The sequence below is a fragment of the Bradyrhizobium sp. 21 genome (genome assembly GCF_023073335.1).
Lineage (GTDB): Bacteria > Pseudomonadota > Alphaproteobacteria > Rhizobiales > Xanthobacteraceae > Bradyrhizobium.
On the sequence record NZ_JADPJG010000035.1, the window covers coordinates 897,301 to 919,245 of the forward strand.

Sequence of the window (21,945 nt, forward strand, 5' to 3'; positions counted from 1 at the left end):
CCTTCCGAGCTGGGCAGGGGAAGGGAAGTGTGGGGACGGAAGGGAAGGAAGGGGAAGGAAGGGGGATAGGCTAGGGTAGGGTAGGGAGGGCGGAGATGAGTGCAGGTGGGTGTGGGGCAAAAAATAAAGACGCCTTTCGCAAGTTCGCGCCGTCATTTGTTTGCGCCATGTGGTGAGCGATGATCGACGCTGTCGTCTTGGCCGCTAGAACTTTTTGATGCCGCGGGCGTGAACGAGAAATCTCATCGAAGAGTGTTCGATCTCGACTTCCATGTCGTTCCAAGCGCAAGCATACGCGTCGCAAGTTGAGCGTGGGAGACATGAACGATCACCCCAATGCACCTTGTTAGCTGTCGCGTATGGTTTTCCGTTCTAGGAGCTCGTTGGGAGCTCCTAGAAACCGTTTTTGAGTACCCGCGATTCCGGGCCTAGGCGACGGTCCGGCCCTGCAACCGCGCTTCGCTGGCATATGCGGAAAGAGGTTTGTCCGCTACGAATTGCCGATCCCGCTCCACCGCAAGCCGGAGAGGGCCTCTGAGCGCCGAGAGTTCGGCTAGCGAAACATATCCCAGCTCGGGAATTCCGAGCCCCAAGTCGCAGAGGCCGAACAACCGGTCGGGATGGTCAGGGTCAATTTCGCTGATGAGCCAGGTCGCCGCGCCATCCGGGGTGTAGATCTTCGCCACAGGCCAGTGATCGGTGCCATCTGCTATGGCATTGAAGAGCAGCTGAACTCGATCGGTCAACGAAAGCAGATCTTCATTGGCCATGACGGTTCAACTCCGGTGTAGCGGCCGAATCCTCTGACTTCGTTCTCGGTGCCGAGCGCCGCCGGGAGGGGACAGTGCCGTGCTGCTTTTGATCGAGCTGCACCTGAGCGGACGTATCTGCGACACCGGCCGGCTGCGTGTTGGGAGCGAGCAACGACAGGGCGGCATCATAGATCCGCTGAAAGTTGCAGTAACGCTGCCAGAGCCGGTTAGCAGTCTCCTGATCGCCGGCGGCATCGATCGCATCGATGACGGCCTCTAGTGTGAAATGCCGAAACGCGACACGCGTGGGATCAGCCGGGTCAATCGGGAGGAGCTCATTCGCATAGACCTTGAACGCTGCTTGGACGCGCCGATTGAGTCGGGGCCCAACGGCAATGAACATTGCGCGGGGGACGACACCGTTGTCGACAGACTTCTGAGCTAGGGCGTGTTCGCGAAAAAGCTGCTCGACGGGCGCGGACCGGAGAATGGGGTTGTCTGGATCCTTGTAAAGTCTGACTTCATGAAGTGCTTCGGAGTAGCGTTCGCGCCATCTGGCCACAGGCCCAAGAAGCTCTTCGCTGAATTTAACCTCAGTGTAGACGATGCCGGGCTCACCTTCGGGTGTGACGACATGAATCGCTAGATCAAAAGCCGTACGATCTGATAGATAGCGGGGGTCTTTACGCCCGGGGCTGTGTTCCCAAGCTACCCGTTGGACTGAATGGACAAATTCCGGGAGTAGCTGGCGAAGAACCTTCGAGCCCAGTTTTTTGGTGTCGAGCGCCAACGGGCCAAAGAGATTCACGGCCAGTGGCATCGAGCTCACCGGATTCGACAGCAACCGGTCCTCGTCCACGGCGGCGTCTTCCTCCCGAAGAAGGAGTAGCTCTTTTAGCGCAAGCAAGTGCAGAGCCGATGCGTGAAAATTTAGACCTGCTTCCGCTGCGTCAGCGCTGAGGTGCGACGCGAGGTACGAGGCGTGATCGCCGTCAGATGCTGCGCTCTCGATTTTGTTGTCGCACATGTACAAGACGGCCAGCAAGCGGACTGCGCGCCGGAAGCGGGAATCAATGTCGCAAGCGCCACCAACCTGTTGGAGCAGTCGGTCGGGCACCCAAGGGACGCGGTTGATCTGGGTAAATCGGGATCGTCGCGCTCGGGCACTTAATGAAGGCGAATGCGGTGTCGTTGGTTCGATATTGCTCACAGTGTCTCTCTCGTTTTTGTTGTTGCCGTTATGGCGAGAGAGATTCGGAGGAAGAGCCCTGTAGTTGACGACAGTTCTGAACATCGCTGGGCAGGAGCGGCAGTGGAGCAGATTTGGCGGAGGTCGGGGCGGGGCCTCACTAATCGTGAAAAGCCGTCGATGTCATTGTCCGCGACTATCCTGCTTCCGTTCCTCCATAGAGCAAGGGTGCTCTGCGCGTCGGTGCTTGAGGACCCCGCGGAGCTTTCGCAGACATTCTAAAAAGGGACTGGTGGTGGCTGTCTGAACTGCACGACGAGTTTCGCCGCGCCTGCCCTGTGCAGGCGAATTCTCTTTTGTTGGCCCGTACGGCCGGTTTCGAATTTATCGCGGAGGGATGCCTTCCGTGGACAGGGGCCGATCTCACGCTTGGCATTTACATCCGAGGCGGCGCAGGAGCCGAGGTAGAACGAGGAGCTTGTCAAGCAGCGAGCTCTGCTGCCACGCGCGGTTGAGCTTGCTGGATGTTTTTCTCCTTTATGAGGCCTTGACGGCAGCACCTCGCTGCTCCAACCAGCGGCGGCCCATTGGGCGCCGCTTTGTGTTATCGGAACGCGCTCTTATCGGCCGCGAGGCCCCGACAACAAAAAGCCCCGCAACAGGCTCTCTATTCAGGAACTCACGTGCAACGCCTCGCCCTGAAATATCGACCGAGGACCTTCGAAGAAGTGATCGGGCAAGAATATCCAAAGCGGATCATATCGCAGCTGATACTGAACAATCAGAGCTGCGCAAACCTGCTTCTACACGGCAGCGTCGGCTCGGGCAAAACGTCGCTCGTCCGGATCTATGCAGGGAGTCTGAACTGCGAAAACCCCGCGCCGACGGGCGATCGATGCTTCGGCTGTGATCCTTGCAGAGCCCTGGATGCCGGCAAGAGAACTGGGTTTGTCGAGCTCGACACGCCTAAATTTCGTCAGCGTAAGGCGCTCATCGACGAGATTGACCGCCTTTTGAACTCTAATAAGGCTGGCAATGGCCGGACCGTGGTATTTCTCGATGAAGCTCATGTCCTTTCGAAGTATCCGGATAGCTTCGACTTTCTCCTGAAAACTGTCGAGGAGCCACCTCCTGGCTTTTCATTCTGCTTCGCCACGACTGCGGTGGAGCGGATTTCGGAGGCGTTGCAGTCCCGAACGATCAAGCTTGAGCTAAGACCCCTGACGCATGAGCAGAGCGTCGGCCTGTTGTCTCGCGCCGCCCGGCAGGAGGGCCTCATTCTGCACCCAGAGGCGGTGTCGCTTCTGGCAAGTTTAGGCGAGCATCAGCCACGGAATATGCTGCAAGCGCTCGACAAAATGATGCTGCTCGGCGACAGCGGCGAGATTACCCGCGATCGGGTCGCGGCGGTCTTCGGTGTCGACTACATAGAATACTTGATCCAGTATTTCGAAGCGCTGGGCGCCGGCGACTTTCGGGGGCAGGTCGCGAAGTTCACGCAGTGGCCTGATAGCATCCGCAACAAGGCACGTTTGATTCAACTGTTCCTTGTGGGATTTTACTACGTGGACCTTTGTGGCCTCGACGTCTCGGTCGAGCCGGTCATCAAATCGATCAGACAAGAGGAGCGGAGCCGTGTGGCCGACGCGTTCGGCCGTCGACTGCCGCAGATCGATATGAAGGCGTTTTTCGAGGGTTTGCTCGATGTCTGGCCAACGGTCACCAACGAGTTGAGCGATGAGGCCTTGCTAGCCATATTGATGCGGTTTCAGACCATAGCCAATCGCGGAGAGGTGGTGGTCAGAAGGAACGATGTGGTCGCACGTATCACGCCGCAGGCCGGGACCGAACTGGACCTGACGACGGGAATCTCACGCCGCCGCAACCTCGATGATGAACCGGACGTTCCTAAGGATCCTGCTTATCTGACCCGGAGTCACGTGCGCAGCATTTTCGCCGCTGCGTCATTCTCGGTGCAGCAAGGTCACGAGCCATTCAATGCTCGCATCACAATCCGACATCGGCTTTTTGGATACGAAGGGCAGCCGGAAGCCTCCAAGCATTTCAAAAAATTCAGTCAGGCACTGAAAGGACAACTTAGGAATTGGGGCGGGGCCGGCCTGAATGTCTTTGTTCAAGAACGAGATGAAACCGAGGGATCGTGTGGTCGTGTGATGGCACATGTCCCTGACGCGGAGATGGCCGAGCGATGGCTGAAGAAATGGCACCGAAACAGCCGGGTAGCTGGCTTCGAGGATGTCGCGATCACGCTGGAGCTCGAGCCCTCCAGCGAACGGCTAGATGGGCACTGGCGCTGTGTTCGCTGGCTTTGCGGTGGCTTCAATCCAAAAGACCCGATCTTCACCAAGCTTAAGATCGAGGTGGAGTTTCATCGCGCCGCTGGCGACATTATTGGGCGGACGCGGCTGGATTATTCCGTCCCGCTGGCCGCGGCAGCCAGGCAAAAAGCGGAGCACGAGTCCGGCATCAGCGTCGTGTCAGCTTTCGACGACAGGCAGTGGGATCGTTTGTACGACGGCTGGGAACTCCAGGAGCACAAGTACCGTCAGGAGCAAAAGTCACGATGGCAGGCGGCCCTTCGCGAGCTAGCGGCTCAGTATCCGTTGGACGGGTCCGCTCAGTCCAAGGAGCTGCGAGACCACGACGTTGCGGAACTGCGGAACCAATGGGGTCGTCGGAATCCGCGAAGCTGGCCAATCTGGAGCGCGTCGTGAGCAGGCCAGTGCCGATGACCGATATCGAATTTTTGTCCCTTCCTGAGCTGACTCAGCAGAGCCATCTCTATCTATATAGAGTGAATTCGGGGCTTCTGCGCCAGGCCGTCCGAGCAAAAGTGGTGAAGCAGGCTGAGATCGACGGTCGCGATCTCAAGGATATCGCGACGTACTCTCGGCGGGCCGTGAGGTCTGGTTCACTTTTAGCTAGTTCCGAGGAAAAGGAATCGATCCAAGTTCATCGGGACGAATCGATCCGAGCGAATCAAGGTAGTCAATCGGACGCGCCGCTCAAAGAGCTGCCGAGCTTGTACATGACCGTGGCGGAGCCCTCGCTGTTCGGGACTTCGCTGATCATTCGCGATCTCGGCGACAAAACTCGTGAGCATCCGCCTGTTGAGGATATTGGAGAAGCGCTAGACCTAATCGCTCACGATGCTGCTCAGCAGACTATTTGTTTGCTCGTCCCGGACACCCATGAATTGGTCAAGTCCGATGCCTGGAATGCCGCCGTTGGTGCCATTGGCGTGATCGAGGAGCCGATGGTGACGCCCGAGAACTATTTGCTAGCCGCGCGCAGTTACTTTCCTCAAAGTCGGCTCGGCGACCTGGGATACCTCTCGGGCAACAGGCGGTTTTTGTCGGGACTGAAAAAGTTTGTCGAAGATGAGCCGTGCACGCCGTTCGCGCTATCCATGCAGATTGACACAATCGTTTTGGGCGAAATGGAGAATGGCCAATTCTGTGAAACTGTGAAAACGGCGACAACGCGCGCGGAGCGGTTGGTGCTACCCGAAACGTTGCGCCGGTTCTTAGACAGCCGCGACAGCCGATCCCTTTCTGAATTGATGAGGTTGGTGGATCGCCTGCGGCATGATCGCGTGCTTGAATCACAAGAGATTTTGACCAGGCTTTATGGGGCGACGGCGCGAACGCTGGAAGGCAGTGATAGGCGCTATCGGAGGCTTGAGGATCCCTGTCACTGCGTCTGGGCCGCGCTGGTGTTGGCCAACGAGAAGAGTTTTCTGGAAGGAAACGCGTTCGTATCGCTGGACCACGTGTGTCAGCATTATGCTCGCGCCGCCGGTGTGCCGGGTTGGTTCAACTCGAGCGATGGCTGGCAGGTGATCGCGCCGCTGCTGGACATCATCGCGCCTGATAAGCCTAGCCGCCTGGATAAGGTGCGGCTCGAACTGCAGCGCGCCCTGCGCGGTCGGCTCGAGGCGTTGAACACCTCCGATGTTGAGTGGTTTCGGTCTTTGATCCGCGATAATGAACGTGGAGAACCGGGAGCGATGTTGGACGGACGGGGTTCAATGGCCATCGTGGAGGCCGATCGATGGAATGGTCCCTAGACCACAATCGCGACTTGGTGCGCCCGCGAACGTTCAAGGACATCCTGGGCCACGAGCGCTGGTTTGAATCTCTCATAGCCAACCTGAAACAGGAGCGTGGGACGAATTCGCATCAACCGATCGCGCTGATCGGATGCCCGGGTGTTGGTAAGCGAACCTTGGCAAGGATGTATGCGAAGGCACTCGTTTGCGAGCAGGAGCTGACGATGCGCAGCGATGCAGCACCGTGTAACATCTGCCATGAATGTCGGGCTATTGATAATTCGAGCCTTGCCTTTCACGAGAAGGACGCGCGCACTGTAGGTGATAACGATGATGACGATCGAGAGCTTGAGAAAGCTCAAGCTGAAGCTGTTCACACGCTGATCGAGCGTGAGGTAGGGCTGAACACCGCCTCAGTTCGCATTGTCCTGTTCAAGAACGCCGAGGCGTTTTCCAGCTCAACCGCCGATATCGCGTTGAAGACTCTGGAGCAGGAAATCACGTCGACCGTGTACGTGTTTACGGTGAACGACGAGGCGCGGTTTTCGGGGGCGCTCCGCTCCCGTTGCAACGTGTATCGAGTCGGCCCGATATCGGTGGCAGATCTGGTCGGTCGCTTGTCCCTGATCTGTGAGCACCGCTCGGTTCCGTTCGACGAAGCGGCGTTAAGGGCGATTGCGGTCGAGGCAGCCGGCTCGTTTGGTGCGGCGCTAGCAATCATGGGCCGGGTGGAGCGGCGTGGGGACGTCACGATCGGGAATCTGTTGCGGCTATCTGAGTTCGGCTGGGGTTCGGCAATGGTCGCCTGTTGGGAGGCGCTGTTGGAGGGTCGGCGGGATGAAGCTGTATCTCTGTTTGAGGCAATCGGTGCCGACGGCCCTATGAGCATTAAGGCTGTCCAGGCGTTTCTGGTGGAATGCCGCATTCGTCAAACCATGGGCACCGTACCAGCGGCGGCGAGCGTCAGCCCGGCTTTGGACTGTCTCCCCCCGGAGAGCTGGATATCGATGTTTGGGAAGTGGCGGGCTTCATGTCAGGAAGCTGGAACCAGCGTTGATGAAGAGATCGACCGGGCGCTCTGCTTCTGGGCGAGTGTGAAGGTGGGTACGCCTTGGAGAGCCGCATTCGCCAGGGGGTGTGAGGTTTTGTTCCGGGCCGGAGAGTTCATTCGTGCCCGGTGAGGCAGATCGCGGGAGCCGGGGGTCAGCTCTCATGAAAAATGTTGATTTGGAATTCTTGATTTGGCACCTCAATTCCGGTGCTCCCTTTGGTGAAAATCGTCGTGGAGGCGGGAACATTTCCGAAGCCATGCTCTGCGAAAGCTTGGAACTGTGATGAGCCCAAACGGGAGCCGAGGGGGAAAAACGCAGCCGACATTTACGGAGCGGCCGTTTGCGGGGCGCTGGTCGGAGGAAGGTGCTGCGTTCGCCCGAAAACAGCATGGTTCCGCAATTGGGCCGTACGCCTCCGAAGTGGATGGAACCGACCCAGTTTCGGTCAGAGCTGCGCTCCGTAGCGAGCCCTTTGGGCACCTGATCCCGGACGAGGCTATCGAAAAGCTCTGTCGTGAGGGCGGCGGCGCCGACCTGTTCCCTCGACCGTATCCGACTTGGCGTTACGGGATCGACCCGGTGACCTATCCTTGCATCTTGCTGCCTCCCACAATCGAGGAGCTCGAGGCAATAGAAGACAAGGTCCACCTCGCTTCGATTATTCGGGACCTGAACATCCGTGGGACCACACCTCGCATTCGGGCGTTGATACGCTCGACCGTCGAGCCCGAGTGGTCATGGCTTGGCGAGACTGTTCAAGATCATCTTGAGATGGATGAAGCGGGCTAAATGCCCAGAGCCGCTATCTAGCTCGAACGTTGATTTGGGTGGATCGTTGGAGGATGAAGGCACAGAAAGTGGAATGGTCGGTCTACAGTTGGCGTTAGAACGTTCCATTATTCCTTGCTCGAGCCGGGTGAGGATGGTGAACTGGCAGCTGGCCTTATCAAAGCTCCATCACGATATCGCTCGATTCTATAACGCACGTTTTGGAGGAAGACGAACTTCTTTCGAACTCAGGCCTGCGGCGCGAGATCTTTCGGATCAGTGCCTGGTCATTGCGTCCACGCCCATAGCTGGGGGCGACGAGTTGATGAGCGGGGGCTGGGAATGGCAACGGGCTCGGTCCCGCCAATTGTCGCGTCCGTGCGAATAAGTGCTGATTTGCGAGCAGCTCATAATTTCCGCCGGCGCCGCGGCCCGAAGGGGAGCCGCTGATGTTGCGGTTGGACTCGGACCAGCTGCCCGCGATGGCGCTGCCGTCAGCCTTGACGTTGGCGCGAGGTTGAACTTGTGCGCATCACTGGCGCAGGTCAGCGACAACTCCATGGTCGGTCCTCGCGGTCTGTTGTTGCCTACTCGTCCGTCCGCGGACGAACCGGTCAGCCTCTTCCGGGTCGCCGCCTGCTTCCCTGAGATCAACGTTACTCGATTTCCTTGAAATCAGTTACGGCCCCCCCTTTCTTTCCAAGGGGAGGATTGTGATCCTTCAGCTTGCGCAAAAGAGCGACGAAGCTATCGAGCCCGCGTTCGGTTCGGATTCCCTCTTCGCCATCCACGAAGATAGTGCCTTTGCCCGGATAGAAATTGTAGTGGCCGACCTTGATCTGATATTCGGAGGTTTGTTGATGGCGGATACCCTCGGCACGAAGCCGTTCGAGAGCGGAGTTCATTTGTGAGGTATTGCGTCCCTTATCCATGCTGTTCTCCTGCATTGAATCGTTCTCTGCGCAAAGTGGGGGGAAGTTCTCTACGGTGTTGGCAGGTGGAAGGGTGGGTAGGCAGACAGGCAGAGTAGGGTAGAGCAGACAGACAGGCAGACAGGCAGACAGGCAGAGTAGGGAGAGTAGGCAGAGCAGACAGGCAGGGCAGGGCAGGCAGAGGGGTGAGGGGTGATATAAATTGGATCGGCAAGACGCTTTAGGTGTTGCTTTGCCATTTCGCCTTAGGGGTGGAGCGAAACGCGTGCTAGCTTCCTGCCACGTCGTCGGCCAGCAGTGCGCTCAAGTGCGTCAGGCCGCGGCCGCCACTGGCGCAGTCGTCACCGAACTCCCGGCAGGTTCTCAGGTTTCTGTCGTGAAGCGCGAGGGTAGCTGGATCATCGTAGCCCGCGGCGGCAAGCAGCTCGGTTATGTTGAGGAAAGGTCATTGTTGGCTTTGCAGTGAGGGCCAGCAGCGCCGGACGGAGCGGTCGTTCTTCGCGGCAGCGATGGCAACGCCGACAAGAACGGCGGCCTGGACAGTCTCTGGTTTGCATTCTCGTCCCGTCGATCCGAACCTGAATTGATCGGCGGCGCAGTGAACCGACGGCGAAGAAGTTGGAGCAATCTCTTTCTTAAGCAGGCTGTCAGTCGGCGCTGCAGCCAGGCGATGTAATTCTTGAAGCCGGCTGCGACTGACTTCTAACGCCATCAAGCTCGTCGACGGCGGGGCGCTTAACGCGTTCTCCTACGTCTTCTTGTACGTAGGATGAATTTGATCATGGAAGCGGACGAGGACGTTCGTTCCATACTCGCTTCAAGGGTCATAACAGAAACTCCGGACAGTTATCTCGTTCTGAGGCATCCTCGTTTTGCCCAGGTGACCTGCCTCTGAAGTTTCATACATTGGCGATTAGAGTCTCGGCAGACGTTACGCCGTCTGGCGCGGGTGTGGGCAACGTGGGATCGGCGGAGCTGGTCGGGTTTGCGCAGCCGATCGCACGTTGCGTTGAGGTTGGCGGCATAGGTCGCAGGCGTTAGGTATCCCAGCGAGGAGTGCGGGCGTTGGCTGTTGTAGTGGGTCTGCCCAATTGGCAATCTTGGTGCGGGCGTGATCGAGGCCGAAGAACAGGGTTTCATTGAGAAGTTCGTCTCGCACCCGGCCGTTGAAGCTTTCACAGAAGCCGTTCTGCATCGGCTTTCGCGGCGCGATAAAATGCCATGCAATCTGGTTGGCCTCCGACCAGGTCAGCATATCCCTGGGGGTGAACTCGGTGCCATTGTCGGAGACGATCATGCCCTGCTTGCCGCGACGATCAATTAGCGTCGTCAGTTCGCGCGCCACTCGCCGTCCCGGGATCAGGTGTCGGGGATTGCCGCCAGCATTCCCGGGTCACGTCATCGACGATATTCAGGATCCAGAAGCGGCTACCACTGACTGGTCATGGACAAAATCCAGCGACCAGCGGGCATTCTGCCGAGCCTCGACCAGGATGGGCGTCCGAGTGCTGACCGCGCGGCGGCGCGCCCTGCGCTTGCGCGCGCTGCGACCGCTACATTCGGTTGGCCCGGAAAGGCTCGCCATGTTGACGCAGCAGGACGAACAGCCGGCGATCCTCATGCGCGCTCGCGGGCATGAGGATCGGAACGGTCTTGCATCCGGCCGTGCTCCTCGCACTCGCAGATGGCACCGGCTTCCTGCAGCACGCAGATCGCCCAGCCGCGCACCGTCTGGATCGCCTGTTGCTTCTCTTCGCCGTCAGCATAGAGATCGCTCCTGTCGGGAAGCATCCTTCCGGCCCCTCGCTCGTTCCGGCCGGTTAGCACCGGGCTGGGATTCGCAATCGGCAGGGCTGCGGCTTGTTTGCCCGTTCCGCCTCATTGTGCACAAGGCTATGCGTCCGGATCTTCCTTCTCGCCCGTCGCGACGATCTTCAAGGCGCCGTCCGGAAGAGGAGGCTGCAGGGGCCTTTGCTTCATTCCAGGTCGCGCGCAGCCAGGCATCGTACTCATCGATACTTGTCAGAATGACCGGCATAGTTTTGGGATGAACCCGCCTCACCTCCGCGTTCGGCTCGCACGTGAGCAGCCGAAAGCACCAGCCTCACGGCCTCGAGCTTGTACTCGCGACCGAACTTCCGCCTCTTCATCGCATCTCGGTGTTCATCAAACCGGCAGCAGCTCAAACGAAGCTCCGGATTGAGGGGCGCCTTCGTGATCTAGCCTTGTTCAAGGTCGCCATCGACGCCAAGCTTCGTGGCTGAGAGGTGGTGAGAGTCAGTTTGACTATTTCTCTTCATTTGCCACACGCGATGAATAGGCAATGCCGGCGAAGAAGGCTTCCAACAGCGCCCACCCACGCCACAGCGGCACTTCGCCTTCAAACGCATCAGCGTGATCAACCAGCGTCTGGAGGAAGGCAAAGCTTGCGTTGATCTCTTCGATCGATCGTTCTTTGCTGTTAGTCATCGTTTGTCTCGTTTCGTGATTGCAGTTATCTTACCCCTGCACCGTTCAAATTGAGTAACTCAGCGCAATTGGGGCGGAGCGTGAACATGGGTTTTTAAACCTGAATCGGTCTTCAAAAATTCGCCGAGCTCGCGCGAGCCAAGCCCGTCCGCAGACCTCCTGCAAAACGAAAGCAAAGCAAGGAGGAGAAAATGGAAAAAACCAGCGTTGACGCAAGGAGCAACAGAACGTGCCGCCATAAAAGCTCATCGACATCGGTGCAGTCTGACGTGAGCAGGAGCGCGCCAAGATCGGTTCGCTGACGCGTTATCGGCACGGCCACGCTCATAACCAGGCCTCCGTCTTGCATTCGTTCCAGTGTGGCCCTTAACCGGCCGGTCAGAGCCGCTTCGAGACTACTCCTGTGCCCGACCATGTCGCTGGCAACCTGTGTCGCCGAATCGCGGTATAGCCAATCGACGGCAGACGCCATGGCGACTTTCAGTGGGTCAGTTTCGCGTTTCAGTCGATGCGGGAAAAAGACTTCCGGCTGGTCTAGGTGAGAAGCAACTGCGAAACTGTCGAGCACCATCTTTCCATCGCTCGCGAACACCTTAACGTGTGCCCTGATTGCATTTGGCCTGTTGTACAAGATCGATTGCAGTTCGGCGAGCTTGAGAGGACGCATTAACAGCAGTTCGTCCATCTCCATTTCGGGACGGATCGGAAATGCTTTCATCTCATCCGTCTGGTTGGAAGTGGTATGATCTAGCACGATGTTGTAGGCGAACACGATGTCCTGACCGGCCTGAACAAGCCTTACCGCGCGTGCATCGATCAGATGCGCGCGGAAATCCAGAAGGTACATTGTCGCGACGACCTGAAGCAGGCAGATAAAGACAAATGCTGCCGTGAGGAGGACGCGCCTCATGGTGATCGCAGCCGCGATCCGCATCATGATTTGGCATCCGCGCGATAAACCGTCTTCTTGCGTCGGACGCCATAAGTCACGCCCAGCAAGCCGAGCATCAGGACCGTGGCCGCCCAGCAAAGGATGAGAGCAATGTAGCTGGGTCGCCAAGTCCCGTCTGCATCGAGATAGAACAGCACATCGAGAACCCCCGTAACCAGCCATTGTCCGACGATGCAGACGAAGCCGGTTGAGGTGGGGCTTTTCTCCTCGACTGTCATCGAGGTCGTGACCGCCTTCCGAATGTCAAATGCGGGCAAGCGCTCCGCGCGATGTCGGGAGATCCATTGCCAAATTCCCCAGAAAACCAGGGTGCAAGAGGTTCCGGTGAGCAGGCCAAAGACGAAATTCGTCGACATCGGGCTTGTGCCTGGTTGGCAAATCACAGTCGGTACCGCCGTTTGCACCGAACAGGTGGCTCGTCTCGACGCGTCCGTCACCCGAGGATTAGGACGGTTCGGCGCTGGATGCGATACCTGCAGAGGAACGTGAGAAGTGGTCCGGGGCGTGGGACTTGAACCCGACCCGAGAACAGCCGTCCGCTGCCAGCTAAGGGATTATAAAACCCTCCCGCACACCCGTGCTGCCCCGGAAAATCAAAGGCAACGTATCAGATGGTGAGCGCGAGAATGATTCATGAAGTCAACATAGCACATACCAAGGCGTTGGCTAGCATCACTTTGATGCAACGGACAACACGACTGCCTTCATGCTCTTTGAGCCCTCCAATATTGTTGTCGGGCAATTCCACCTCATAAACTAAAAGATGGTCTTTAACTTCGACTTGGTGAAAAGCTCCACGAGGTTGGAGTGCGACAAAGCCATCAGGATCGCTGATGCGTTGGTGGCAGTAACCCGAGAGTTATCCACGCCACGCTGTGGGCTTGCCGCAACAGTTCATGGGCGTTCTACCTCATAACTTGTGCGCGTAATCAGATCGGTAGGCGATGCAGTGCGCGCCAACACTCTGAGTGGGAAAGAGAGATGGTCGAGAGGGCTCGACAAACGAGCCGAAGACGGGCTCATTGTCTTCGAAGAGGATGCGCTATGTCTCCGGCCGACCGTGACGCACGCGAGGCGCACATCCCGACCCAGCGGGACCGTAAAGCTCAGCGCTCGGTCGGTCCTGGCCTTTATCGCCAGCGCAAGATGATCGAGCGTTTTTTCTGCAAACTCAAACACCTCCGCCACGTTGCTACGCGCTTCGACAAACTCGCTAGAAACTTCCTTGCCGCTGTTCTGCTAGCATCAACTAGCCTTTGGCTCAGAAATGAGTCCACGACCTAAGCCGGGATGCTCGATCTGGAGCGGGCCGAGCCGAGTGCCGCTATGAGCGCGAGTCCCAGGCGAGATCATCCATATCGACCGTCAAGAAGCTCCGGCCTTTCGAGCGTATCGGCGACGCACCACCAGCGATCGGACCGGCCCAACAAGAGCCGTGGCGCCGGCTGGGACTTTGTCCTCGTCTGCATTGACGACCATTCCCGATCACGCCCGACGAGACGGCGGACGCCGTCTCCTTCTTCAAGGCACTGTTGCTTATTAGAAAAGCCTGGGCGTCACCGTCACGGGCGTCATGACGGACAATGGCAGTTGCTACCAGTCGTTCGCCTTCCGCGACGCCTGCTGGGACCTCGGCATCACGCACATCCGCATTAAACCTTACACACCGACAACAAATGGCAAGGCTGAGCGCTTCATCCAGACCGCACTTCGGGGATTGGGCTTGACGTCAGATCGTCGCGCCCAGGAGCTGCCGATTTGGCTGCACCAATCCAATTGGCAACGGACATACGGCGGGAAAAATCTCAAAGTCCGATCAGCAGGCTCGGTTTGACCATGGACAATGTCTTGAGGCGCCACAGCTAGAGCGCTACCCTTTCGTCTGTCGATTGTGCATTAATAGCTCAGCCTCGCTGCTTGGTTGGCTCCGGTTTGGCACGATGGCCGCCGATCCATCCCGGTGCTAGTCGAAACTGTGGTCACCAAAGGACGATGATTATCGTGCGCGCAGCTATCTCACATCGGACAAGCCTTTTCAAAGGATCCCTATTTGCTGCCCTGCTCGTGGCCGCTCTCGCGCCCCAGGTTGCTACGGCTCAAGCGCCGGGTCCTGAAATTGTCCCGCAACTTGGGCATTCCATGCCTGTTTACTCGGTCGCGTTTTCGCCGGACGGCCGTACTGTGGCTTCGGGCGATCTGAACCAAATTGTGAAACTTTGGGATCTTGCGAGCGGTCGCGAACTGAGGACGCTCGCAGGGCATTCGCGTGGAGTGACTTCGGTGACCTACTCGCCGGATGGGCTCACAATGCTCACTGGAAGTGAAGACGAGACAGTGAAGCTCTGGGAAACGACTACCGGCCGCGAACTGATGACTTTCAGTGGGCATTCTGGCGGAGTTTACTGTGTTACCTTTTCGCCGGACGGGCGCACAGTGTTGTCAGGAAGCGGAGACAAGTCCATCAAGCTTTGGGATGTAAAAAGCGGCCGAGAGATCCGAACTCTCATTGGCCATTCCGACCAAGTTCTTTCAGTGGCCTTTTCACCAGACGGTCTTACCGCGATATCCGGAAGCGCAGACAAGACAATCAAGCTCTGGGACGTTTCGAGCGGGAGGGAACTCAAATCGTTCATAGGATCGGCGGCCTACATTACCTCAGTTGCGGTTTCGCCGGATGGCCGCACCCTCCTGTCAGGAAGCGGAGACCATACTCTCAAACTCTGGGATGTGAAAGGTGGCCGCGAGATCCGAACTTTCATTGGCCATTCCGACCAAGTTCTTTCGGTGGCCTTTTCGCCAGACGGTCTTACCGCGATATCCGGAAGCGCAGATAAGACAATCAAGCTCTGGGACGTTTCGAGCGGTCATGAACTCAGATCGTTGGCCGGCCACTCTTTCGTGGTCGCGTCGGTCCGCTTTTCGCCAAACGGCCTCACATTGTTATCCGGAAGCTATGATCAGACAGTCGTGCTTTGGGATGTGGCGAGCGGACGCGCGCTCAAGAAGCTCAGAGGGCAGGTCATGCCGATTTACTCCGTCGCATTGTCACCCGATGACCGCACAGCCCTGTCCGGAAGCTGGGACGGGAGCATAGTGCTTTGGGATTTGCGGACCGGTCATAAACTCAAGACGTTCAATGGGCATTCCGACGTTGTGAGTTCCATTGCATTTTCGCGCGACGGCCGCTCTTTCCTGTCGGGAAGCTATGACCAGACGGTCAAGCTTTGGGGAGCGGCTGATGGTCGCGAACTCAAGACGTTCAGAGGACATTCCGGCATAGTTTACTCGGTTGCCTTCTCGCCGGATGGGAGCACGGCCCTCTCAGGAGGCGCGGATAATTGTATAAAGATCTGGGAAGTGCCTACCGGTCGCGAGATCAGGACGCTGCGCGGCCATTCTAATTTTGTCTTCTCCGTAGCGATTTCGCCCGATGGCCGTTCCGTGTTGTCGGGTGGCTTTGATCATGCTGTCAAGCTCTGGGACCTGGCGGGTGGCCGAGAGCTCAAGACATTCGTGGGCGGCTCGGGTCCTGTTGCAGCGGTTGCGATTTCTCCTGATGGCCGCACCGCAGTGACTGGAAGTGGAGACCAGCACGTCAGACTGTGGGATATGGCAAGCGGTCGCGAGCTAAACTCGCTCAGCGGGCATTCTCACCTAATTGCTTCCGTTTCATTTTCGCCTGACGGACGCAGATTGATCTCAGGAAGCTATGATCACACAGCCAAACTGTGGGAGCTGGCGAGCGGGCGCGAGCTCGGTACATTTAGCGGGCATACGGGTGCCGTTGCCTCGATTCTATTCTCGCGGGACGGCGGAACCCTGTTGTCGGGGAGCGCAGATGGAACAGTGCGACTGTGGGACAGTCCGACTCACACCGAGCGCGTAAGAATGCTTTCGTTTGCGGATGGTGAGTGGCTATCAATTACACCTGAAGGCTTTTTCGATGCGTCTTCATCCGTGGCCGCGCAGAACCTCAGTGTTGTTAGAGGGCTTGAGGTCTACTCGGTCGACCAAGTGTATCAGGCGTTGTACCGGCCCGATCTGGTTCGTGAGAAACTGGCGGGTGATCCGAAGGGATTGGTGCGTGAGGCGGCGACCAAGCTTGACTTGAACAAAGTACTAGCGAGCGGCGCGGCGCCTCGAGTTTCGATTCCAACTCCGGCAGGTAATGTCAACAGCGATGAGGTAACGGTCGAGGCGGAGATCACTGAGCAGAGCGATGGCGGCGTCGGTCGAATCGAGTGGCGCATCAATGGTGTGACGCTCGGGGTTGAGAGCCGCGGCATCAAGCGCTTGGCGCGCGATGCATCTCCATCCGCGATGCCGAGATCGATCATTGTGAAGCGAACGCTCTCGTTGGAGCAGGGCGACAATCGGATTGAGGTTGTAGCCTACAACGGTAGCGATCTGATCGCGTCCCTTCCAGCGCAAGTGGTGCTGAAGTGGGACGGCGAGACGAGCGCTACGCCACCAAAGCTCCACGTGCTGGCGGTGGGGGTGAACGACTATTACGATAGCCGCCTAAACCTTTCTTATGCGGTGCCGGATGCGCGGGCATTGGGGGATGCTCTAAAGCAGGCTGGGGGCTCGCTGTACGAGTCAGTCGAGGTCATCTCCGTGCTGGATGACAAGGTGACGGCGGGCAATCTCGATGCGGTCTTCGCCGATCTCGGCAAGAAGGTGCATCCCCGCGACGTCTTCGTGTTCTTCCTGGCCGGCCATGGTAAGACGGTCGACGGGCGCTACCACTTTCTGCCTCAGGATTTTCGCTATGAAGACGAAAGCTCGATCGCAAAGCGAGGTATCGATCAAGAGCAGCTCCAGGCGTGGTTGGCCAGGATTCCAGCGCGAAAGAGCATCCTTTTGTACGACACATGCGAGAGCGGCTCGCTCACCGGCGACCGGGTTCAACAGCGTGGCATCGAGCGAGTGGCGGCATTGGAAAAAATGACGCGAGCAACGGGGCGGACGGTGCTGTCAGCGTCCAGCGACGACGCACCGGCGTTGGAAGGTTACCGCGGCCACGGCGTGTTCACTTACGCGCTGCTGGACGGGCTTCAGGCAGCGGATACGAATGGCAACGGGCTCATCGAGGTGACGGAGCTGGCCGCCTACGTCGATCAAAAGGTGCCTGACCTGAGTTACCAGACCTTCAGGCTGCGGCAAATCCCACAGATGAAGATCGTAGGGTCCAGCTTTCCGCTGGCATTGAGGACGACCGTTCTACAGACCTCCGACAACTCGCCTACGCCCGAGCCGGTAGCAACCCGACCAACCCATGTGGTGGTCTCGTCATCAGCAGCGGAGGTCTTCCCAGAGGCTATGCGGGCGGGCCCGGCCGTCCAGCGGCTGCCGCCGGGGACCCTCGTCACTCTGGTCGGGACTGCCAATGGGTGGCAGCTTGTCTCCAAGAATGGAAGGAAACTCGGATATGTCGAGGAGAAGACGCTGGTCAAGCTGCAATAGGCTGGCAGCCACATCGCTCGTTGGCGCTCAACAGCCATCAATGCCGACGACAATGCAGCGGTCGGTTGCCGGTGGCTTGCGACTGCGCCTTGAGGGGGCAAGTATAGGGTAGCGTCAGCTCGATGCGCGATTGCTGGACTGCAACGGCCGTTGACATTTGCCGGGCCCCATCCATCCCGGTACGATGGGCGACTGCATGATGCAGCTTGCGTCCAAGATTGGAGAGGATGCGTAGCTGGGGGTCGGTGATCGGGAGGGTGAACGTTTCTATGACGAGTTTTCCGAGCGATCGTTTCGCCGCATATCTGGCCCATTCCTTGACCTCGGATGAACGATCGACGTTTTTCGTGGACGCGGGATTGCTGTACGTGTCCGTGCTGGACGCGTTGGCACGAAGATATCGGCTGAGCTTGCTGTCGCATGCAAGCTTTGCTGCGCGCATGACGGGGGAGGAGGCGGCGCAAAGATATTTCGACGTAACGCTGGCGAGGCCGTTGTGGCTGTCGAACCGGGTCGAAGTGTCATTGTCGCATCGCATTCTGCTCGTGATGTGCCGTCGCGGCGTCCTCGCGCTGTCGAAGCACGCCGAATTGATTAGAGAGGAGGCTGCCGCTGCGTCGGCTGCCGCCGTGCGGCCATTGATGGCCGTCCCCGATCTGGACCATGTCTCACTGGCGCTTGCGCGGCTGCCCCAGCGGATGTCTTCTGGAAACCCTGCCAACGCCATCCGGCAGCGAAAGGGACCGCTCTGGCTCGTCATGGGTCCCTCGCGGATTGAGGTGCCCGAGGAGATGAGCATCTGGTCAGCGATCTGTGCCGGCCCGCAGCAGATCAGGAGCTTGGCACCCGGAGAGGAGTTCAACCGGTTCTGCGGTATCTTGATCGACGCGCTGCGAACGGCCCATCGTCCGTTTCAGGAGCTCGTCGGGCTCGGGCGCGGACTCTGTCCCTTCGACTGGCTGGAAGCGCTTAGCATCAATCAGGTCCGGGGCTTACGGCAGTTCCTTCGGAAACTGTCCGGCGCAGATACGATCGAAGCCTGGTCGGTGGCCTGGGACCGCGCGCCGGTCCCCGGGTTCAAGACTTTCCGCGACCTCTGGAATTCTGAGATAGGACGCGCCTTGCGGTCCCGCGAAGTCGGGTTTCGCGATGTTCCAATCGACTCAGTTGAGGACGTCGACCTTCCGGCCCCCGATGTGCTTTCGAAGATGGAATTCGAGCAACGCCTGAGAGCGTTGCGCCGGGCGGGGGTCATCGAGGAGGTGGAGTGCATTATGTTGAATCGCCTCTACTGTGGTGAAACCCTGTCCGATCTCGCAGCGAACAGTGACGTTGCCGCGCTTCTGACCCGGCGCGGGCTCAACTTTCCGGTATTCCTGTCCGATCTCCAGGAGCGCGTCGAGAACTGGCAACGGATGGAGCTTGGTAGCAATGGATAGATCTTCATCAAGCTGGAGGAGCTTCAATTTCACCTTGGACGTCATTATCGCGTCCGCGATCGCCAAGGACGACGTCCGAGAGTTTGAGCGGATCCAGGCCGGTTTCGAGTTCAAGCTGCTGGCCGCCGCCGACTCCGAGCAACCGAGGCTACCGAGCCGGGACTGGTCAGATCGCCGCCAGATGCTGTCAGCCGAGATCGAGGAGGTAGATGCGGAGCTTCGGGTCACCTTCCAGAGCATGGGGTATGCCGCGCTGCGCCAGTTCGCTGGACGCGCAGCACGCATGCTGAGTAACGACGGGGCGATCGATGTCGCGTTCAGATTCGACTCGCAGGGGCGCTCCGTCGCCATAGTCGCAAACAGCCCGCTCACACGGCAGGCGATGATAAACTTCCGGGTCCTGCTTGAATGACTGTTTTTGCGCACAGGGAGGTGCTAATTCCGCTGGTCGATGGGCGGAGCACAGGAGCAATTTGTCGCGTCACTGCCAACGGCTCACTTCCTTCGACCCATCCCGCCCATTTGGACCGTGCGATCAGCGAGCTGCTGGAGTGCGGACTATACCAAGCGGGGCAGCAGGCGCAGGCGGCAGTTAGGCGTATCCAGCTGCCGGGCGGGTGGCTCAATCGCCCAGCACCCGTCGCGCTGTCGGTGCTTAACCCGGGCGATGTCGTCGGGCTGACACCCGACAATTCGGCCAGCGCGGAGCTTGGGCTTGCCCTGGCAAAGCTCATGTATGTTACTCAGTCCGGTGCGGAGCGCGTCATTGCGACCGGTCGGCTGAAGCCGAAGGTCGACGAAGCGGATGCGCTTGTAGAGCCGGTTACTCATCTCGGGGCCAAGTTCGGTCTGGTCAAGCAATACTTCTCTCAGGCGGGTGCGCCGACGCCGCCCAGGTTATTCTTCGCGCCGCTGACTGATACGGACGCTGAACCCGTAGGCGTCAAGTTTGCATCGGAGATCGACGAACTTGCGCGAATGGGCATTACGGTTCAGCCGATTGCAGATCTTCGTTCCGCCGCCAGCGGTGCGCGCGCTAGCCGGCTAGCCAAACGTTCATACACTCGATGGGCCGAGCAAGCCATCGCGTTGGCTAGCTTGCTGTCGATCTGTGCCGCCGCTGGCTATTGGTCGTTGAGCCGGCCGATTCAGCTTGAATTCTTGTCGGCGGCCTTAGCAAATGGACGTGTCGCGATGACGCCAGCTGGACTTCGCAGGGGATCTTCGGATGAGGAAACGCTGCTGCCGAGCTGCCGTTCAGTCGACGGCCTACCCATCTTGAGACCCGGGGATACATTGGTCATCAGGGTCGGGTCGGTGACGGAGAACGCGTGGCTGCAGCCATTTGCGCGGCATTTCCACCTCCTTGTGGCTCTATCGGACAAGACAGGCGTTAAAGTCCTGCCTTTGCCGCAGGACATTGAGATGGGGGGGGTGCATTCCGGTGATGCAATTGCGTTTAAGCTGAGCGTCCCGGACGGACCTGATGAAGATAACCTTGTTGCGTTGGTTGCACAGCGATCTCGTCCCTTCGATGCGGCCGGGCTCGAGAAGTCGCTGCGCGAGGTGCTCGATTCCCTACAGAGTTCCCAGCGCATCAGCGCGACCCGCAACCTTCTGGCCAAGATCGCTCCGGGTTACATCGAGTATGCGTTCCGCTCGACCAGGGAATCCGTATGTCCGGAATAGACATTAGATGGGGGCTCCTGAGCCACGCCTTGCCAATAGTCGTGGCATCGGCGCTTAGTGCTGTTTCGGCAGCTGAACTGCAGCCCCTCCGCGCCCGTAGCTATGACATGCTGTTTCAGTCGGGTACGGCGCAGCTGGGCACCAGCACCTCCGATCAGGTCTCCGCGGCGAGAAATTTGCTGGCACTGCAGGCTTGGCGCCATGAGCTGAAATTCAAGCTCGTCGGGACCGTTCCGGCAAGCTGCCGTACTGGCGTGCGGTGCGCCGAGGCGCAACTCTTGCAAACCAGGGTGCAGACCTTCCTGGGGGTCATGGAGAGGGATTGGCCCGCGGGCGCGAACCGGGAAGCGCTTTCGAAGATTGTCTGGGGCGCCGGCAGCGGCGCCCGGCGAGATGAGGATGCGGATCGGATTCGCATCGTGCTTACATCCGGCGCCATCGGCCAGGCGGCGTCATCGTGTCCCGCCGAAATACAGATTGCGGATCCTGAGATGCCTGCCATGGAAGACACGGATAGGGCGCCTTGGCTGAATGCCGCTCCAGGACAGCCCGTCGCAGTGTCTGCGAACGCGCGACTGCGCGTCATACCCAGAGGTCCAAACATGTCGTCCCTGATTTTGTTCTCCACACCGGTCACCCTGTTGGACGGTGGGACCGAGGCTCCGGTCGACCGCAAGGTCTATGGTCTTGATTTCGCAGGGCAACGCCTCACCGTTCGAATGACCGAAGGTGCCGACGAGAGGACTGCTCTTGAAGGCGCAACGATGAGTCGCAATGGTGATGATCGAAAAGTCGGGGATTTCGTCCAGACCTGGACCGATCCGCCGGCACCAAGCGCGGGTTGCACCTTCAGGTTCGAACGCTGGGTCGCAGGAGTGACCCGTTGATGCAAGTCGCATGGCGAGGGAAGGACGATTGGCTACCTCGCGCAGGGCGGTCCGGCGAACTTTCAACGACAAGCATTGCATTGATCACGAATGAACATGTGCATAACGCGATCTGGTGAGGGGCTGGATTACCGGCCGCTGGCCGGTTCGGCGGAAGAGTTTCTTCAAACCATCAGTTGAGAAACCAACCCGGTGAGGTCATGCCAATCAAAGTGCCCTTGATGTTGCGGATCAGACGCGCCGCTGCCTCCGTGTTTCTGCTTTGCAGCGCGCTTTCA

The 21,945-nt window shown here is 58.7% G+C and carries 16 protein-coding genes and 4 pseudogenes; 10 read left to right on the top strand and 10 right to left on the bottom strand.

Annotated features, from left to right (window positions below; all coding sequences use genetic code 11):
* Window positions 1-428: 428 nt before the first annotated feature.
* Window positions 429-770 (bottom strand): DUF2958 domain-containing protein, encoded by a 342-nt coding sequence (locus IVB31_RS32910; RefSeq protein ID WP_247332233.1) that lies wholly within the window; start codon window positions 768-770, stop codon window positions 429-431.
* Window positions 760-1,962 carry a hypothetical protein gene (locus IVB31_RS32915; RefSeq protein WP_247332235.1) on the bottom strand — a complete coding sequence of 401 codons (1,203 nt, stop codon included), beginning with the start codon at window positions 1,960-1,962 and terminating at the stop codon, window positions 760-762. The genes IVB31_RS32910 and IVB31_RS32915 overlap by 11 nt, the downstream gene beginning before the upstream one ends.
* Window positions 1,963-2,624: 662 nt before the next feature.
* Between IVB31_RS32915 and IVB31_RS32920 the strand changes: the two genes are divergently transcribed.
* From IVB31_RS32920 to IVB31_RS32930, 3 genes are read left to right on the top strand one after another with little or no spacing between them, the layout of a single operon-like run.
* Window positions 2,625-4,676, top strand: coding sequence for an AAA family ATPase (locus IVB31_RS32920; RefSeq protein WP_247332237.1), 2,052 nt, complete (start codon window positions 2,625-2,627; stop codon window positions 4,674-4,676).
* A 14-nt stretch (window positions 4,677-4,690) separates the two neighbouring features.
* Window positions 4,691-6,031 (top strand): hypothetical protein, encoded by a 1,341-nt coding sequence (locus IVB31_RS32925; RefSeq protein WP_247332238.1) that lies wholly within the window; start codon window positions 4,691-4,693, stop codon window positions 6,029-6,031.
* Window positions 6,016-7,194 carry a hypothetical protein gene (locus IVB31_RS32930; protein ID WP_247332239.1) on the top strand — a complete coding sequence of 393 codons (1,179 nt, stop codon included), beginning with the start codon at window positions 6,016-6,018 and terminating at the stop codon, window positions 7,192-7,194. Before IVB31_RS32925 ends, IVB31_RS32930 begins: the two co-directional genes overlap by 16 nt.
* 1,295 nt (window positions 7,195-8,489) lie before the next feature.
* Here the strand turns inward: IVB31_RS32930 and IVB31_RS32935 are convergent.
* The 8 genes and pseudogenes from IVB31_RS32935 to IVB31_RS32970 form a co-directional block, all read right to left on the bottom strand.
* Entirely contained in the window at window positions 8,490-8,765 is a 276-nt protein-coding gene (locus IVB31_RS32935) for a hypothetical protein (protein WP_247332240.1), read from the bottom strand.
* Between the two features lie 931 nt (window positions 8,766-9,696).
* Window positions 9,697-9,825, bottom strand: a pseudogene (locus IVB31_RS32940) (hypothetical protein); the annotation flags it as partial.
* Window positions 9,768-10,378, bottom strand: a pseudogene (locus IVB31_RS32945) (integrase core domain-containing protein); the annotation flags it as partial. The pseudogenes IVB31_RS32945 and IVB31_RS32940, both read right to left, overlap by 58 nt.
* Before the next feature lie 4 nt (window positions 10,379-10,382).
* Window positions 10,383-10,556 carry a hypothetical protein gene (locus IVB31_RS32950; protein ID WP_247332403.1) on the bottom strand — a complete coding sequence of 58 codons (174 nt, stop codon included), beginning with the start codon at window positions 10,554-10,556 and terminating at the stop codon, window positions 10,383-10,385.
* A gap of 102 nt (window positions 10,557-10,658) precedes the next feature.
* Window positions 10,659-10,851: pseudogene (locus IVB31_RS32955) on the bottom strand (SOS response-associated peptidase); the annotation flags it as partial.
* A 200-nt stretch (window positions 10,852-11,051) separates the two neighbouring features.
* Entirely contained in the window at window positions 11,052-11,234 is a 183-nt protein-coding gene (locus IVB31_RS32960) for a hypothetical protein (RefSeq protein WP_247332241.1), read from the bottom strand.
* Between the two features lie 112 nt (window positions 11,235-11,346).
* A complete protein-coding gene (locus IVB31_RS32965) occupies window positions 11,347-12,171 on the bottom strand; it encodes a hypothetical protein (protein WP_247332242.1) in 825 nt (274 codons plus the stop codon).
* Window positions 12,168-12,542, bottom strand: a complete 375-nt coding sequence (locus IVB31_RS32970; RefSeq protein ID WP_247332243.1) for a hypothetical protein — start codon at window positions 12,540-12,542, stop codon at window positions 12,168-12,170. Before IVB31_RS32970 ends, IVB31_RS32965 begins: the two co-directional genes overlap by 4 nt.
* 625 nt (window positions 12,543-13,167) lie before the next feature.
* Here IVB31_RS32970 and IVB31_RS32975 point away from each other — a divergent pair.
* From IVB31_RS32975 to IVB31_RS33005, 7 genes and pseudogenes are all read left to right on the top strand, one after another.
* The gene (locus IVB31_RS32975) at window positions 13,168-13,470 is read left to right on the top strand and encodes a transposase (RefSeq protein ID WP_256464366.1); all 303 of its coding nucleotides are present in this window, start codon (window positions 13,168-13,170) and stop codon (window positions 13,468-13,470) included.
* 144 nt (window positions 13,471-13,614) lie between these two features.
* Window positions 13,615-14,052 (top strand): annotated as a pseudogene (locus IVB31_RS32980) (IS481 family transposase); the annotation flags it as partial.
* A gap of 126 nt (window positions 14,053-14,178) precedes the next feature.
* Window positions 14,179-17,652 carry a caspase family protein gene (locus IVB31_RS32985; protein ID WP_247332247.1) on the top strand — a complete coding sequence of 1,158 codons (3,474 nt, stop codon included), beginning with the start codon at window positions 14,179-14,181 and terminating at the stop codon, window positions 17,650-17,652.
* Window positions 17,653-17,921: 269 nt separating this feature from the next.
* On the top strand, window positions 17,922-19,091 hold the full coding sequence (locus IVB31_RS32990; protein WP_247332249.1) for a hypothetical protein: 1,170 nt from the start codon (window positions 17,922-17,924) through the stop codon (window positions 19,089-19,091).
* 34 nt (window positions 19,092-19,125) lie between these two features.
* On the top strand, window positions 19,126-19,503 hold the full coding sequence (locus tag IVB31_RS32995; protein ID WP_247332251.1) for a hypothetical protein: 378 nt from the start codon (window positions 19,126-19,128) through the stop codon (window positions 19,501-19,503).
* Window positions 19,500-20,780 carry a hypothetical protein gene (locus tag IVB31_RS33000; RefSeq protein WP_247332253.1) on the top strand — a complete coding sequence of 427 codons (1,281 nt, stop codon included), beginning with the start codon at window positions 19,500-19,502 and terminating at the stop codon, window positions 20,778-20,780. Before IVB31_RS32995 ends, IVB31_RS33000 begins: the two co-directional genes overlap by 4 nt.
* A 107-nt stretch (window positions 20,781-20,887) precedes the next feature.
* Window positions 20,888-21,667, top strand: a complete 780-nt coding sequence (locus IVB31_RS33005; RefSeq protein WP_247332256.1) for a hypothetical protein — start codon at window positions 20,888-20,890, stop codon at window positions 21,665-21,667.
* Window positions 21,668-21,945 lie beyond the last annotated feature (278 nt).

Coding starts and splice junctions, on each gene's coding strand:
- IVB31_RS32985 (WP_247332247.1), top strand. CDS start 14,179: ATGATTATCGTGCGCGCAGCTATCTCACATCGGACAAGCCTTTTCAAA.
- IVB31_RS32960 (WP_247332241.1), bottom strand. CDS start 11,234: ATGACTAACAGCAAAGAACGATCGATCGAAGAGATCAACGCAAGCTTT.
- IVB31_RS33005 (WP_247332256.1), top strand. CDS start 20,888: ATGCTGTTTCAGTCGGGTACGGCGCAGCTGGGCACCAGCACCTCCGAT.
- IVB31_RS32990 (WP_247332249.1), top strand. CDS start 17,922: ATGACGAGTTTTCCGAGCGATCGTTTCGCCGCATATCTGGCCCATTCC.
- IVB31_RS32935 (WP_247332240.1), bottom strand. CDS start 8,765: ATGGATAAGGGACGCAATACCTCACAAATGAACTCCGCTCTCGAACGG.
- IVB31_RS33000 (WP_247332253.1), top strand. CDS start 19,500: ATGACTGTTTTTGCGCACAGGGAGGTGCTAATTCCGCTGGTCGATGGG.
- IVB31_RS32965 (WP_247332242.1), bottom strand. CDS start 12,171: ATGATGCGGATCGCGGCTGCGATCACCATGAGGCGCGTCCTCCTCACG.
- IVB31_RS32975 (WP_256464366.1), top strand. CDS start 13,168: ATGGTCGAGAGGGCTCGACAAACGAGCCGAAGACGGGCTCATTGTCTT.
- IVB31_RS32910 (WP_247332233.1), bottom strand. CDS start 770: ATGGCCAATGAAGATCTGCTTTCGTTGACCGATCGAGTTCAGCTGCTC.
- IVB31_RS32930 (WP_247332239.1), top strand. CDS start 6,016: ATGGAATGGTCCCTAGACCACAATCGCGACTTGGTGCGCCCGCGAACG.
- IVB31_RS32970 (WP_247332243.1), bottom strand. CDS start 12,542: ATGTCGACGAATTTCGTCTTTGGCCTGCTCACCGGAACCTCTTGCACC.
- IVB31_RS32925 (WP_247332238.1), top strand. CDS start 4,691: ATGACCGATATCGAATTTTTGTCCCTTCCTGAGCTGACTCAGCAGAGC.
- IVB31_RS32950 (WP_247332403.1), bottom strand. CDS start 10,556: ATGCTTCCCGACAGGAGCGATCTCTATGCTGACGGCGAAGAGAAGCAA.